At 69.5% G+C, this 12,741-nt stretch carries 15 protein-coding genes and 1 rRNA gene (1 of these 16 cut by a window edge); 7 read left to right on the forward strand and 9 right to left on the reverse strand.

All coding sequences use genetic code 11. The annotated features are described in order from the left end of the window. Both ACY0PA_RS11370 and ACY0PA_RS11375 read right to left on the reverse strand, forming a co-directional pair. Positions 1–141, reverse strand: a 16S ribosomal RNA gene (locus ACY0PA_RS11370); it reaches 1,387 nt to the left of the window's first position. A 569-nt stretch (positions 142–710) separates the two neighbouring features. Further along, on the reverse strand, positions 711–1,352 hold the full coding sequence (locus tag ACY0PA_RS11375) for a DNA-3-methyladenine glycosylase (protein ID WP_473084511.1): 642 nt from the start codon (positions 1,350–1,352) through the stop codon (positions 711–713). Positions 1,353–1,545: 193 nt separating this feature from the next. On the opposite strand from ACY0PA_RS11375, the gene ACY0PA_RS11380 reads away from it, so the two are divergent. The 3 genes from ACY0PA_RS11380 to ACY0PA_RS11390 all read left to right on the forward strand — a co-directional run bounded on the left by ACY0PA_RS11380 (position 1,546) and on the right by ACY0PA_RS11390 (position 3,615). Beyond that, positions 1,546–2,328, forward strand: coding sequence for a sporulation protein (locus tag ACY0PA_RS11380; RefSeq protein WP_473084512.1), 783 nt, complete (start codon positions 1,546–1,548; stop codon positions 2,326–2,328). A gap of 95 nt (positions 2,329–2,423) precedes the next feature. After that, entirely contained in the window at positions 2,424–2,963 is a 540-nt protein-coding gene (locus tag ACY0PA_RS11385; protein WP_473084513.1) for a YbhB/YbcL family Raf kinase inhibitor-like protein, read from the forward strand. 145 nt (positions 2,964–3,108) lie between these two features. Further along, a complete protein-coding gene (locus ACY0PA_RS11390) occupies positions 3,109–3,615 on the forward strand; it encodes an HNH endonuclease (RefSeq protein WP_473084514.1) in 507 nt (168 codons plus the stop codon). 90 nt (positions 3,616–3,705) lie between these two features. Here ACY0PA_RS11390 and ACY0PA_RS11395 read toward each other — a convergent pair whose 3' ends face one another. From ACY0PA_RS11395 to ACY0PA_RS11405, 3 genes are all read right to left on the reverse strand, one after another. Continuing rightward, positions 3,706–4,638, reverse strand: coding sequence for an SPFH domain-containing protein (locus tag ACY0PA_RS11395; RefSeq protein ID WP_100592537.1), 933 nt, complete (start codon positions 4,636–4,638; stop codon positions 3,706–3,708). Between the two features lie 139 nt (positions 4,639–4,777). Continuing rightward, entirely contained in the window at positions 4,778–5,209 is a 432-nt protein-coding gene (locus tag ACY0PA_RS11400) for an NfeD family protein (protein WP_473084515.1), read from the reverse strand. Between the two features lie 64 nt (positions 5,210–5,273). Continuing rightward, on the reverse strand, positions 5,274–6,089 hold the full coding sequence (locus ACY0PA_RS11405; RefSeq protein ID WP_473084516.1) for an ABC transporter ATP-binding protein: 816 nt from the start codon (positions 6,087–6,089) through the stop codon (positions 5,274–5,276). A 105-nt stretch (positions 6,090–6,194) separates the two neighbouring features. Between ACY0PA_RS11405 and ACY0PA_RS11410 the strand changes: the two genes are divergently transcribed. Further along, on the forward strand, positions 6,195–6,983 hold the full coding sequence (locus tag ACY0PA_RS11410) for a hypothetical protein (protein ID WP_473084517.1): 789 nt from the start codon (positions 6,195–6,197) through the stop codon (positions 6,981–6,983). Positions 6,984–7,202: 219 nt separating this feature from the next. On the opposite strand, the gene ACY0PA_RS11415 is transcribed toward ACY0PA_RS11410, so the two are convergent. The 4 genes from ACY0PA_RS11415 to ACY0PA_RS11430 all read right to left on the reverse strand — a co-directional run bounded on the left by ACY0PA_RS11415 (position 7,203) and on the right by ACY0PA_RS11430 (position 9,656). Further along, a complete protein-coding gene (locus ACY0PA_RS11415; RefSeq protein ID WP_473084518.1) occupies positions 7,203–7,337 on the reverse strand; it encodes a hypothetical protein in 135 nt (44 codons plus the stop codon). Between the two features lie 93 nt (positions 7,338–7,430). Next, positions 7,431–7,673: a chaplin gene (locus ACY0PA_RS11420; RefSeq protein WP_100592533.1), complete on the reverse strand. Its 243-nt coding sequence runs from the start codon at positions 7,671–7,673 to the stop codon at positions 7,431–7,433. Between the two features lie 200 nt (positions 7,674–7,873). Then, entirely contained in the window at positions 7,874–8,518 is a 645-nt protein-coding gene (locus ACY0PA_RS11425) for a response regulator (protein WP_100592532.1), read from the reverse strand. Further along, positions 8,511–9,656, reverse strand: a complete 1,146-nt coding sequence (locus ACY0PA_RS11430) for a GAF domain-containing sensor histidine kinase (RefSeq protein ID WP_473084519.1) — start codon at positions 9,654–9,656, stop codon at positions 8,511–8,513. Before ACY0PA_RS11430 ends, ACY0PA_RS11425 begins: the two co-directional genes overlap by 8 nt. A gap of 201 nt (positions 9,657–9,857) precedes the next feature. On the opposite strand from ACY0PA_RS11430, the gene ACY0PA_RS11435 reads away from it, so the two are divergent. The 3 genes from ACY0PA_RS11435 to ACY0PA_RS11445 all read left to right on the forward strand — a co-directional run bounded on the left by ACY0PA_RS11435 (position 9,858) and on the right by ACY0PA_RS11445 (position 12,658). Next, the gene (locus ACY0PA_RS11435; RefSeq protein WP_473084520.1) at positions 9,858–10,559 is read left to right on the forward strand and encodes an SDR family NAD(P)-dependent oxidoreductase; all 702 of its coding nucleotides are present in this window, start codon (positions 9,858–9,860) and stop codon (positions 10,557–10,559) included. After that, complete coding sequence (locus ACY0PA_RS11440) at positions 10,556–11,638, forward strand: S-adenosylmethionine:tRNA ribosyltransferase-isomerase (RefSeq protein ID WP_473084521.1); 1,083 nt, start codon at positions 10,556–10,558, stop codon at positions 11,636–11,638. The genes ACY0PA_RS11435 and ACY0PA_RS11440 overlap by 4 nt, the downstream gene beginning before the upstream one ends. A 297-nt stretch (positions 11,639–11,935) precedes the next feature. Further along, positions 11,936–12,658: a transglycosylase SLT domain-containing protein gene (locus tag ACY0PA_RS11445; protein ID WP_473084522.1), complete on the forward strand. Its 723-nt coding sequence runs from the start codon at positions 11,936–11,938 to the stop codon at positions 12,656–12,658. Positions 12,659–12,741 lie beyond the last annotated feature (83 nt).

Here is a 12,741-nt window from a genome sequence, read left to right on the forward strand (position 1 = left end):
GTCCCAGAGTGCAGGGCAGATTGCCCACGTGTTACTCACCCGTTCGCCACTAATCCACCCCGAAGGGCTTCATCGTTCGACTTGCATGTGTTAAGCACGCCGCCAGCGTTCGTCCTGAGCCAGGATCAAACTCTCCGTGAATGTTTTCCCGTAATCGGGACCACACCACGAGAGCGGAACCGCCGGGAGGAATAATCCCCACGATTCACTGCGTCCTCGCTAGTGTTGCCCCACCCCGGTGTCGGAGTGAGGACTTTTTCAAAGGAACCTCCAACCCACCAAAGATGGGCCGGGGTTGTCAATCTGGCGTTGACTTTTGGCACGCTGTTGAGTTCTCAAGGAACGGACGCTTCCTTTGTACTCACCCGAGAGACTCTCTCAGGCTTTCCTCCGGGCAGTTTCCCTTCGGTCTTGCGTTTCCGACTCTACCAGATCCGTTTTCCGTTCCGTTTCCGGTTCGGAATTCATTTCCGGTGGCCGTTGGGGGCCTTTGCCTTTCGGCTGCCTTTCGGCGTGTCCACTACGTTAGCGGATTTCCCTTGGGCCTCATAATCGAGTCCCGCGGATTCAAATTCGGGCATACAGGCACGCCGAATAGGCCCCCGCCGAGGGGAAGTCGTAGCTAGTGGTTTGGCCGCCTTCGGCTGCTGGCAGATTGCCGTAACCGGGTCAAGCGGCTCGGGCTACATTACGGATCCACCAGGGGCCAGTCAAGTTGAACGACGGCGTGGCGTATGCGGCCGATATGGGCTCACCGTCGGGTCGTTGACGGTCCAGTAGCGCCAGGGGTGGACGCCGCCCTCGCCGGCCACGCCCGTGCGCGGACCGTTCCGTACCTGGTCGCGTGGCGTGGGGGTGCCGGAGAGGATCGCGAGCGGGGAGTCCGGGGAGGCGCAGACGTCGGTGCCGTTCAGTGCGCGGTCCACGTCCAGGGCCGTGGCCAGGCGCGCCGGCCCTTTGGCCAGTTCCTTGTCGTTGCGGGCCGATAGTCGACGTTTACGCGTGAGGTCGGCGCCCTTCGTGATCTCGCCGGCGCGGAGCAGGACCCCGCTCGCGGTGCCTTCCGGGCCGCACACCAGGTTGAGGCAGGACCACATGCCGTAGGTGAAGTAGACGTACGCGTGTCCGGGCGGACCGAACATCACGTCGTTGCGGGCGGTGCGGGAGCGGTACGCATGGGAGCCGGGGTCGTTCGGGCCGTCGTAGGCCTCCACCTCTGTGAGGCGTAGCTCGATCGGGCCTTCCGCGGTGTTGCGGACGAGGACGCGCCCGAGGAGATCGGGAGCGACCTCCAGTACAGGCCGGTCGAAGAACTCCCGTGGGAGGGGCGTACGGTCAGGGGCCGCGATCATGGCGGACGAGCGTAGTCCAACGGAGAAGTGACGGAGAACTGCGGCGAATCGGCGTGGACGGGTAGCCCTCGGGCTTCTTTGCTTGCCAGGGTGAGCCGCGCGGAACCGGTCACCGGTCTATCGCGTTGGTAGAGATCAAGGATCGCGACAGGAAGACACGGGCCACGGGTGTGGCACGGGGAGGAGTGGAGTCATGGGGTTCAAGCGGCTGCTGGCGAGTCTCGGTGCGGGCGGTGCGTCGGTCGAGACGGTGCTGACCGAGGTCAATGTGGTGCCGGGTGGCGTCGTCCAGGGTGAGGTGCGGATCCAGGGCGGGTCCGTGGACCAGGACATCGAGGGTCTGTCGGTCGGTCTGCAGGCGCGCGTCGAGGTCGAGGGCGCCGACCAGGAGACCAAGCAGGACATCGAGTTCACGAAGCTGCGCCTCGGCGGGGCGTTCCAGCTGCAGGCGAACGCGGTGCACGCGGTGCCGTTCGGGCTCGAGATCCCGTGGGAGACGCCGGTCACGACGATCGACGGGCAGCAGCTGCGCGGCATGAACATCGGTGTGACGACGGAGCTGGAGATCGCGCGCGCCGTGGACTCCGGTGACCTCGACCCGATCAACGTGCACCCGCTGCCGTCGCAGCAGGCGATCCTGGATGCCTTCATCGGGCTGGGCTTCCGGTTCAAGAGCGCTGACATGGAGCGCGGACACATCCGGGGGACGCGGCAGAAGCTGCCCTTCTACCAGGAGGTCGAGTTCTTCCCGCCGCAGCAGTACCGCGGGCTCAACCAGGTCGAGCTGAGCTTCGTGGCGGACGACCGCGAGATGGACGTCGTCCTGGAGATGGACAAGAAGCCGGGGCTCTTCAGCGAGAGCAGTGACACCTTCCGGTCGTTCGTCGTCGGGCACAACGACTTCCAGGGGACGGACTGGTCGGCGTATCTGCACCAGTGGCTGTCCGAGGTCGGTAGCAAGCGCAACTGGTTCTGATCCCCGTGCGTCGGCCGGTGGCGGCGCCGTCCGCTGCCGGCCCGGCGGGGCATAGGCTCGGCACCGAGAGTTTTCGCCGATCAGGAGGTGCCGACGTGACCGACCTCAAGAGGCCGCCGCTTCCCCATGACTTCCATCCGCAGGTGCCGTCGTTCACGGTGGTGAGCGAGGACTTCGAGGCGGGCGCGGTACTCAAGGACGCTCAGGTCTACGCGGCCGGGAACACCTCGCCACAGCTGCGGTGGGAGGGCTTCCCCGCCGAGACGAAGAGCTTCGCGGTGACATGTTTCGACCCGGACGCACCCACGGGCAGTGGTTTCTGGCACTGGACCGTGTTCGACATCCCGGTTTCGGTGACCGAGCTGGCGGCCGGCGCGGGCAGCGGCAAGTTCGAGGGGCTGCCCGCCGGTGCGGTGCAGGTGCGCAACGACTACGGGACGAAGGACTTCGGGGGCGCCGCGCCGCCGCCCGGTGACCCGGCCCACCGTTACGTCTTCACCGTGTACGCGGTGGATCAGGAGAAGCTGGGTCCCGACTCGGACGCCTCGCCGGCTGTCGTCGGGTTCAACCTGCGCTTTCACACGCTGGCGCGTGCGCAGGTGATCGCTGAGTACGCGGCTTCCGCGGATAGCTAGCGTTCATCGTCTGTTTGCCCGTTCCCGGTCATGGAAGTGATCGGGGGCGGGCATTTTTATTGCGTTGTCCATCTCGGCGCGCCCGGCCAGAGTTGATCCAAGCCCGCCACGGGGGTGGGCCGGGGACGTACGGGAGGTGGGCGAGATGCGGGACACGCTGGTACTGAACGCCAGCTTCGAGCCGTTGTCGACGGTGACGCTCAACCGGGCCGTCGTGCTGGTGCTGCAGGACAAGGCCGTCGTCGAGCGGGCCCACCCCGGACTCCGTGTGCGTGCGGCCGCCGTGGACATACCGGTGCCGCAGGTGATCAGGCTCTGCAGGTATGTACGGGTGCCTTTCCGAAGACAGGCTCCGTGGTCGAGGCGGGGTGTGCTGGTGCGTGACCAGCACCGGTGCGCGTACTGCGGGCGGCGGGCGACGACTGTGGACCACGTGGTGCCGCGGTCGCGCGGGGGTGCGGACTCCTGGCTGAATACGGTCGCCTCGTGCGCGGAGGACAACCACCGCAAGGCGGACCGGACTCCGGAGCAGGCGGGGATGCCGCTGCTGCGGGAGCCGTTCGAGCCCACGCCCGCCGACGCGATGCTGCTGACGCTCGGGCAGTCCGAGCGGGAGGCGCTGCCGGCTTGGCTGGCGCGTACGGCGGCGTAGCCCGGGACGCGGTGATGCACGGAAAAGCCCGCCTCCGGGGTGCCGGGGCGGGCCTCTTCGTGTGCGGGGCGGTCAGTCGGGTCAGTCGGGTCAGTCGATGGGAGGCTGTTCGCGGCGCTCGGCGCCCGCGGGGGCCGAACCGCCGCCCATCGGGCCGAAGTTGCCCATGGCGCCGGAGAGTCCCTTGAGTGCGTCGCCGATCTCGCTGGGCACGATCCAGAGCTTGTTGGCGTCGCCCTCGGCGATCTTCGGGAGCATCTGGAGGTACTGGTAGGCGAGGAGCTTCTGGTCGGCGTCACCGGCGTGGATGGACTCGAAGACCGTACGGATGGCCTGGGCCTCGCCCTCTGCGCGCAGGGCGGCGGCCTTGGCCTCACCTTCGGCGCGCAGGATCGCGGACTGCTTCTCACCTTCGGCGGTGAGGATCTGCGACTGGCGGATACCTTCGGCGGTGAGGATCGCGGCGCGCTTGTCGCGGTCGGCGCGCATCTGCTTCTCCATCGAGTCCTGGATGGAGGTGGGCGGCTCGATCGCCTTGAGCTCGACGCGGTTGACGCGGATGCCCCACTTGCCGGTGGCCTCGTCGAGGACGCCGCGCAGGGCCGCGTTGATCTCTTCGCGGGAGGTCAGGGTCCGCTCGAGGTCCATGCCGCCGATGATGTTGCGCAGGGTGGTGACGGTGAGCTGTTCGATGGCCTGGATGTAGCTGGCGACCTCGTAGGTCGCGGCGCGGGCATCGGTCACCTGGTAGTAGATGACGGTGTCGATGTTCACCACCAGGTTGTCCTGGGTGATCACCGGCTGGGGCGGGAAGGGCACGACTTGTTCGCGCAGGTCGATCCGGTTGCGGATCGAGTCGATGAACGGGACGACGATGTTCAGGCCCGCGTTCAGTGTGCGGGTGTAGCGGCCGAAGCGTTCGACGATGGCCGCGCTTGCCTGCGGGATGACTTGAATGGTCTTGATCAGGGCGATGAAGACCAGCACCACCAGAATGATCAGGACGATGATGATCGCTGACATCGCGTCTCCCGTGCCCTTCGTGCCGTCGTCGTTCCGGCGGGTCCCGCCGGAAGATCTTGAGGATCTTGCTGGTCGAGTCTGTCAGAACGGGCCCTGCAGCGTGGGGAGTTCAAGCCACCTCCCCGATCAGGCACCATGATCACACAACGATCGCGGTGGCTCCCTCGATGTCGACGACGTCGACCTGACGGCCCGGCTCGTAGCTCGCGGAATCGTCGAGTGAGCGGGCGGACCAGACCTCTCCGGCCAGCTTGATGCGGCCACCGCTGCCGTCGACGCGTTCGACGACTACGGCCTGTTTGCCCTTCAGGGCCTCGATTCCGGTGGCGAGCACGGGTCGTCGGGCGCTGTGGCGGGCCGCGATGGGCCGTACGACGGCGATGAGCCCCACCGAGACCGCGGCGAAGACAAGGACCTGCATCACCATCCCGCCGCCGAGACCGGCGGTCACGGCGCCCGCGACGGCACCGGCGGATAGCATGCCGAATTCGGGCATCGCGGTGATGACGAGGGGGATTCCGAGCGCGGCCGCCCCGATCAGCCACCACACCCATGCGTCGATGTCTGCCACATGGTCATGGTAGGACCGGGGTTACCTCCGGGGACAGGGCGCCGTGGGGGCGGCCCGCGCCGGGTCAGCCCAGCGGGAGGCCCTGCGCGCTCCAGCGCTCGCCTCGCTGCTCGACGACGAGCGGGAGGCCGAAGCAGAGGGAGAGGTTACGGGAGGTCAGCTCCAGCTCCAGGGGGCCCGCGGCGAGGACCTTGCCCTGGCGGATCATGAGGACGTGCGTGAAGCCGGGGGCGATCTCCTCGACATGGTGCGTGACCATGATCATCGAGGGGGCGATCGGGTCGCGGGCGAGGCGGCCGAGGCGTCGTACGAGGTCCTCGCGGCCGCCGAGGTCGAGACCGGCGGCGGGCTCGTCGAGGAGGAGGAGCTCGGGGTCGGTCATCAGGGCGCGGGCGATCAGGGTGCGCTTGCGCTCGCCCTCGGAGAGCGTGCCGAACTTGCGCTCCACGTAGTCGCTCATACCGAGGCGGTCGAGGAACGCGCGGGCGCGCTGCTCGTCGATGTCCTCGTAGTCCTCGTGCCAGCCGGCGGTCATGCCGTACGCGGCGGTGAGGACCGTCTGCAGGACGGTCTGGCGCTTGGGGAGCTTCTCGGCGAGCGCGATGCCGGCGACACCGATGCGCGGTCGCAGCTCGAAGACGTCGGTGCCGGGCTTTCCGAGGGTCTCGCCGAGGACCGTGGCGGTGCCCTGGCTGGGGAAGAGGTAGCTGGAGGCGACGTTCAGGAGGGTCGTCTTGCCGGCGCCGTTCGGGCCGAGGATGACCCAGCGCTCACCCTCCTTGACCGACCAGGAGACCTGGTCCACCAGAGCCCGGCCCTCGCGGACCACGGATACGTCCACCAGCTCCAGTACATCGCTCATGAGCGCGTTGTCTCCCATTGCAGTCTCGGCAGTCGCGTGCGCCTTGTGGACGCATCCCCATGGGAAAACCTACGCCACCGGTCGACCGGTCCAATCCATCGGCCGGTCTTTAGGGTGGGGCCCATGCTTTCGGAACCACGCTCAGGTCGGCTGGCCTCATGGGGAAATGCCCTTTTGGCCGGGTTTGTTTCTCCTGATGACGCCGCGCTCGCCATAGTCGGTGAGGATGCGGTGCACCGGGTGGAGGGGCTGCCCGGCGAGTCGGCGCCGGTGGGGCTGACGCTCGCCCTGGGGCGGCTGCGCACGCTGGGGGCGACGGGGCTGCGGGTGGCGCTGCCCGCGCCGGGCCACCCGCTGGGCCTGAGCGGCCCTCCCGAGTTCAATGCGCGCGCCCTCGACGCGGAGGAGGCCGTCGTGTGCCAGGGGGCCGCGCTCGGGCTCGTGCCCGAGGTGTACGAGGCCGGGCCCGCCGGCGACGTCCATGTCGACGTCCTGTGGCACTGCCTTCCCGTGCGGGAGGCGCCCCCTGCGGATGTGCCCTCGCTCAGTGAGGCCGAGCGGGAGCTCGCGGAGGCGCTGCGGGACGCGACGGCCGTGCTCTCGCGGCTCGACGTGGCCGGGTCGGGGCCGGTGGCCGAGGCGGCGGTGGACGCGTACCGGGCGCGGGCGGAGCGGGGGCGCGAGGTCCTCGCGCCGGGCTATCCGCCGCGCGCGGTAAGGGTGTTGGAGCTGGCGCAGCGCGTCGGGCTGCTGATCTCGGTGGCGCACGAGAGCGGGCACGGCGGGGCCATGAGTGCCTCGGAGATGGCGGCGCGGTCACAGGCGCTGCGTCCGGTGGAGCGGACGGCCCGTCGGGCGCAGGTCGCGGCGTACAACGCGTTCGTGGAGGAGCGGGAGCACGGGGGGCGGTGAGGTGTGTTGCGCGTTGGGGCGGGGCCGCAGAGCGTCGGTGCGCGGGAGCCAGATGCGTGCCGGGGCGCCGGAGTCGGGGACGCCGGAGCGCCGGAGCTCGGTAGCGGCGTCACACGAGCCTGAGTTGGGGGCGCCGCAGCGCAGGCCGCTCCGGGGTCGCGTGACTCGCCGGTAGGGCCCCGCGGATCTGTGTCCGTGGGGGCCCTTCCTGGGGGTGTGTCAGTTGCCCGAGCCCGCATCCGGGGAGTTGGCCGCCTGGCCGTCGGCGCCCGCGCCCGCGAAAGCGGCTCCGACACCGGCGCCCGCGGCGAGAGCCGCGACGGCGACGGTCAGGGCGGGGTCGGCGACGCGCACGTACGGATCAACTGGCCCCCGGCCGGGCCGGAAACGGGACCGGCCCCCGGGACACCCGGGGGCCGGTGGTCACTGGTGGACCTGAGGCGTACGTCAGTGGTTGACGCCGAGGTTGCCGAAGGCCGGGTTGAGCACACCGATGACGTTCACGGTGTTGCCGACGACGTTGACCGGGACGTGGACCGGAGCCTGGATCACGTTCCCAGAGACGACGCCCGGCGAGTGCACGGCCTGGCCGTCCGCGTGCGCGTCGGTGGCGGAGGCCATACCGGCACCGGCGGCGACGAGCCCACCGGCAACCATCGATACGGCCGCGACCCTCTTCAGCTTCTTCACTTCTTGACCCTCCTAGGCGATCACTGCGACGAGCCGCCGCAGCACGCACTGGAGAACGCCGGAGCCTCGCGCAGGATGCGCCATCCGGGGGACATACACACGACAGTATGAATCTCAGCCCGGAACGCAACCATCCGAATTGCCGTCCCCCCAATTCCGGCCCGGCGGAGCCGCACACCCTCCCGCAGCCGCGGCACGGTTCAGCCGGCCGCCCCATGGCGTACGGCCCACAGGGCGGCCTGGGTGCGGTCCGCCAGGTCGAGCTTCATCAGGATGTTGGACACATGGGTCTTGACCGTCTTCTCGGAGAGGACGAGGGCGCGGGCGATCTCGCGGTTCGAGCGGCCGTCCGCGATCAGGCCGAGCACCTCGCGCTCCCGCTCGGTCAGGGAATTGCCTCTCCCCTGCCCGCCATTGGTCTCCTCCTGCGAGAGCAGGGCGCCGGCCACCTCCGGCTGGAGCAGCACATGCCCGGCGTGCACCGAGCGGATGGCGCCGGCCAGGGCGTCCGGGTCGACGTCCTTGTAGACATACCCGGCGGCGCCCGCTCGCAGGGCGGGGACCACGGTGCGCTGCTCGGTGAAGCTGGTGACGATGAGCACGCGCGCGGGGTTGGCGAGCTCGCGCAGCTTGCGCAGGGCCTCCACGCCGTCCATGACGGGCATCTTGACGTCCATCAGGACGACGTCGGGCTTCAGCTCCTCGGTGAGGGCGACGCCCTCGGCGCCGTCGGACGCCTCCCCCACGACCTCGATGTCGTCCTGGACCTCGAGGAACGTGCGCAGCCCGCGGCGGACGACCTGGTGGTCGTCGACCAGCAGCACCCGGATCCTGTTGTCAGCCACCGGGGACCTCCATCTCGATCGTGGTGCCCTTGCCGGGCTCCGATTCCACCGTCAGACGGCCGCCGACGCCACTGGACCGGTCGCGCATCGAGACCAGGCCGAGGTGGCGTCCCGCGTGCCGGACTGCCTTGGGTTCGAAACCGCTGCCGTCGTCGGTGACGCGCAGGACGGCTCCGCGGCCTCGCTTGTCGAGCGTCACGCGGACGTGCTCGGCGCCCGAGTGGCGCAGCGCGTTGTGCAGCGCCTCCTGGGCGACGCGGAGCATGGCCTCCTCCTGGGCGGCGGGCAGGGCACGGATGCCGCCGCAGTCGAAGGTGACGTGGGCCGAGTGGGCGCGGTCGAGGACCTGGATCTGCGTGCGCAGCGTGGCGATCAGGCCGTCCTCGTCGAGCGCTGCGGGGCGCAACTCGACCACCGCGGCGCGCAGTTCGTCGGCGGCTTCGGCGGCCAGCTCGGCCACATGCTGCAACTCGCCCTTGGCGCGGGACGGGTCGCGGTCGACGAGGGCCGCGGCGGCCTGGGCGGTCAGGCGCAGGGAGAAGAGCTTCTGGCTTACGGCGTCGTGCAGTTCATGGGCGAGGCGCGAGCGCTCCTCGGCGATGGTGAGTTCGCGGCTGCGCTCGTACAGGCGGGCGTTCGTCAGGGCGATGGCCGCGTGCTGGGCGAGGATCGTCAGCAGCTCCTCGTCCTCCAGGGTGAAGCCGCAACACCCTTGCGGCTTCGGGCACTTCTTGTTGGCGAGGAAGAGGGCGCCGATGACCTCGTCCCCGTCCCGGACGGGCAGGCCGAGGAAGTCGGACATGTCGGGGTGCGCGGACGGCCAGCCCTCGAAGCGCGGGTCCTCGCGCACGTCGCCCAGTCGCTCGGTCTTCGCGTCGCGCAGCATCGCGGCGAGGATGCCGTGCTGGCGCGGGAGCGGGCCGATGGCCTTCCACTGCGCGTCGCTCACGCCGTCGACGACGAACTGGGCGAAGCCTCCGTGGTCGTCCGGCACTCCGAGGGCCGCGTACTCGGCGTCGAGCAGCTCGCGGGCCGACGCGACGATCGTCTTGAGGACGTCGCGCACCTCGAGGTGTCTGCTCATGGCCAGCAGCGCGGAACTCACCGCGGAGAGGCCGGATCGTGGGCCGTGACTCATGACCTCAAGGTACCGGCGGGGTGTGACAGCGCGTATCGGGCCTGTGGCGGCCGCCTTCTGGTCCGGTGGACGTAGGGCGAAGGGCCCTCGTGAGGTGCGGCCCGCGGACGAGGCGCCGGGGGCGGGTCGGTTCCTACGTTGGAGGCGGATCGAAGCACGTAGGCAATAGGGCGGCCCGACGGGCCCGAGGGGACGGATGTCATGCCGGTGGCGATCATCACGGGGGCTTCGAAGGGGTTCGGTCGCGCGCTCGCCGTGGCTCTCGCGCGGCGCGGCTGGGATCTGGTGCTCGACGCCAGGTCCGGGGCGGTGCTGCGGGAGGCGGCGGACGAGGCGGGGAAGTACGGGACAAGGGTGGAGGCGCTGCCGGGGGATGTCACGGACACGGCGCACCGCGCGGAGCTGGTGGCGGCGGCGCGCGGTCTCGGGGGTCTCGATCTGCTGGTGAACAACGCGAGCGCGCTGGGGGCCGAGCCGCTGGTGCGTCTTGACGCCCTGCCGGTGGAGGGCCTGCGGCGTGCCCTTGAGGTCAATGTCGTGGCGGCGTTCGGTCTGGTGCAGGAGGCGCTGCCGCTACTGCGCGGGGCGGCCGGGGGCGCGGTCGTGTCGGTGAGCTCGGACGCGTCGGCGGAGGCGTACGAGACGTGGGGCGGTTACGGCGCTTCGAAGGCCGCGCTCGACCAGCTGTCCGCGGTCCTCGCGGTGGAGGAGCCGGGACTGCGGGTGTGGGCGGTGGATCCGGGCGACATGCGCACGGACCTCTACCGGGCGGCAGCGCCCCTCGACGACGACTCGGACAGGCCGCTGCCGGAGACGGTGGTGCCGGCGTTCCTGCGGCTGCTCGACGAGCGGCCGGACAGCGGGCGGTATGCCGCCCCCTCTCTTCTTCTGGATGCACGGTGACCGTCGCGGTGCGGGTGCCGGAGGAGCTGTCGGCCCGGGTGCCGGCGGAGCAGCGTGGGCCCGGCCTGGACCGGGACGCGGTGCGGCTGCTCGTTTCGCGCGGCACGGACGTCACGCACCGGGACTTCGCCGAGCTGCCGGGAGAGCTGCGAGCCGGGGATCTGCTCGTGGTCAATACGTCGCCGACGCTGGCCGCGGCGGTCGACGGGCGGATCGGGCACGCGCGCGTGGTGGTGCACTTCTCCACGCGTGGCGATGACGGTCGCTGGGCCGTCGAGTTGCGGGACCCGGACGGACATGGCACCACGCGCCCGCGTGCGGGCGGTCCGGAGGGGACGGCGGCTGTGCTCCCCGGGGGCGTACGTCTCATCTGGGAGGAGCCGCTGGCGGGCGGCGGGGCGCGGTTGTGGTGGGTGCGGGTCGCGGGGGACGTGCCCGCGCTGCTGCGGCGCCACGGCAGACCCATCCGCTACTCCTATACGGAGCGCGATCAGCCGCTCTCCGTCTATCAGACGGTGTTCGCGCTGCCGTACGCCGACGGGGCGGGCAGTGCGGAGATGCCGAGTGCGGCGCGTCCGTTCACGGCGCGGCTTGTGGCAGAGCTGGTCAGCAGGGGGGTGCAGTTCGCGCCGATCACGCTGCATACGGGGGTGGCGTCGGCGGAGTCGTACGAGCCGCCGTATCCGGAGCGGTTCGAGGTACCGGAGGCGTCGGCGCGGCTGATCAACGCGGCGAGGGCCGGGGGCGGGCGAGTGGTGGCGGTCGGTACGACGGCCGTACGGGCCGTGGAGTCGGCCGCGGGGCCCGACGGGGTGGTGCGGGCGGCCTCGGGCTGGACGGACCTCGTGGTGACGCCCGAGCGGGGAGTGCGAGTGGTGGACGGGCTCCTCACAGGGCTGCACGAGCCTGAGGCCTCACATCTGCTGATGTTGGAGGCCATCGCTGGAGTCGAGGCAATTACCAGTACATATACGGAAGCATTGGGACATTTTTACCTGTGGCATGAGTTTGGGGACGTCAACCTCATACTTACCGATGAATCCGGTCACGTAGCGCGTTGCAGTGGCAACGCATGGTGAGTTCGCTACGTGCCCGATGTGAGCCCGCGCATAGGACGTACGTCACGTACGAAGGCGGCTAGGAATGAGCTGCGGGCGGCGACACCGGGGCAGGAGGGGCGAAACGGACCTCGATGGGGGGCCTGATCCACTACCTGGCTTCGTACGTCACATGATTGCCACGGAATTTTGCGGCCGCTAACAATGGCTCTCGTTGCTCGACAGCGTGGGCCTCAATACCCACAGCGTTCATGACCGAAACATGAGCGGTCCTGCTTTGGACCGGTGAGCGACTTCCCCGATTCGAAGAGGTCCTCCATGCCCAAGCTCAGCTTCTCCGGTCATAGTCCCCTGACGAAGACCCACAAGTACTCGATCGCCGGTATCGCCACGCTCGGCGCCGCTGCCCTCGCGTTCACGCTGGTGCCGGGCAACTCCACCGCGGAGGCCGAGACGATCTCGGCGGCTCCGGTGGCCTTCGAGGTGGCCGCCGGCAAGCCCCAGATCAAGGACGTGCACGCCAGCGTCACCAACCAGCTGGCCACCGCCGACCAGCAGGCCAAGAACGCGGCCGCCAAGCTGAAGGCCACGCAGAGCGCCGCGGCGAAGGTCGACGCAGCTGCAAAGGCCAAGGCTGAGGCCGCCGCCAAGGCGAAGGCCGAGAAGGACCGTGCGGTCAAGGAGGCCGCCAGCCGCGCCGCCGCCCGCAAGCCCGTCTACGCGAACAACCTGGACGGCTGGATCCGCGAGTCCCTGGCCATCATGAAGTCCAAGGGCATCCCCGGCTCCTACGAGGGCCTGCACCGCAACATCATCCGCGAGTCCTCCGGCAACCCGAAGGCGATCAACAACTGGGACATCAACGCGATCAACGGCATCCCCTCGAAGGGTCTGCTGCAGGTCATCCCGCCGACCTTCACCGCGTACCACGTCCCCGGTACCTCGTGGAACATCTACGACCCGGTCGCCAACATCACCGCCGCCGCGAACTACGCCGCGGACAAGTACGGCTCGATGGACAACGTGAACAGCGCTTACTGAGACTCTCCCTGGACCTCAGGGTTTCTGTGAACGCCGAAGGGCGGCACCCCGTGCGGGGTGCCGCCCTTCATCCGTGCGCGGGT

It is taken from the genome of Streptomyces sp. DS1-CR2 (genome assembly GCF_055760475.1).

Coding starts and splice junctions, on each gene's coding strand:
- ACY0PA_RS11375 (WP_473084511.1), bottom strand. CDS start 1,352: ATGATCGCGGCCCCTGACCGTACGCCCCTCCCACGGGAGTTCTTCGAC.
- ACY0PA_RS11380 (WP_473084512.1), top strand. CDS start 1,546: ATGGGGTTCAAGCGGCTGCTGGCGAGTCTCGGTGCGGGCGGTGCGTCG.
- ACY0PA_RS11390 (WP_473084514.1), top strand. CDS start 3,109: ATGCGGGACACGCTGGTACTGAACGCCAGCTTCGAGCCGTTGTCGACG.
- ACY0PA_RS11395 (WP_100592537.1), bottom strand. CDS start 4,638: ATGTCAGCGATCATCATCGTCCTGATCATTCTGGTGGTGCTGGTCTTC.
- ACY0PA_RS11405 (WP_473084516.1), bottom strand. CDS start 6,089: ATGGGAGACAACGCGCTCATGAGCGATGTACTGGAGCTGGTGGACGTA.
- ACY0PA_RS11410 (WP_473084517.1), top strand. CDS start 6,195: ATGCTTTCGGAACCACGCTCAGGTCGGCTGGCCTCATGGGGAAATGCC.
- ACY0PA_RS11430 (WP_473084519.1), bottom strand. CDS start 9,656: ATGAGTCACGGCCCACGATCCGGCCTCTCCGCGGTGAGTTCCGCGCTG.
- ACY0PA_RS11435 (WP_473084520.1), top strand. CDS start 9,858: ATGCCGGTGGCGATCATCACGGGGGCTTCGAAGGGGTTCGGTCGCGCG.
- ACY0PA_RS11445 (WP_473084522.1), top strand. CDS start 11,936: ATGCCCAAGCTCAGCTTCTCCGGTCATAGTCCCCTGACGAAGACCCAC.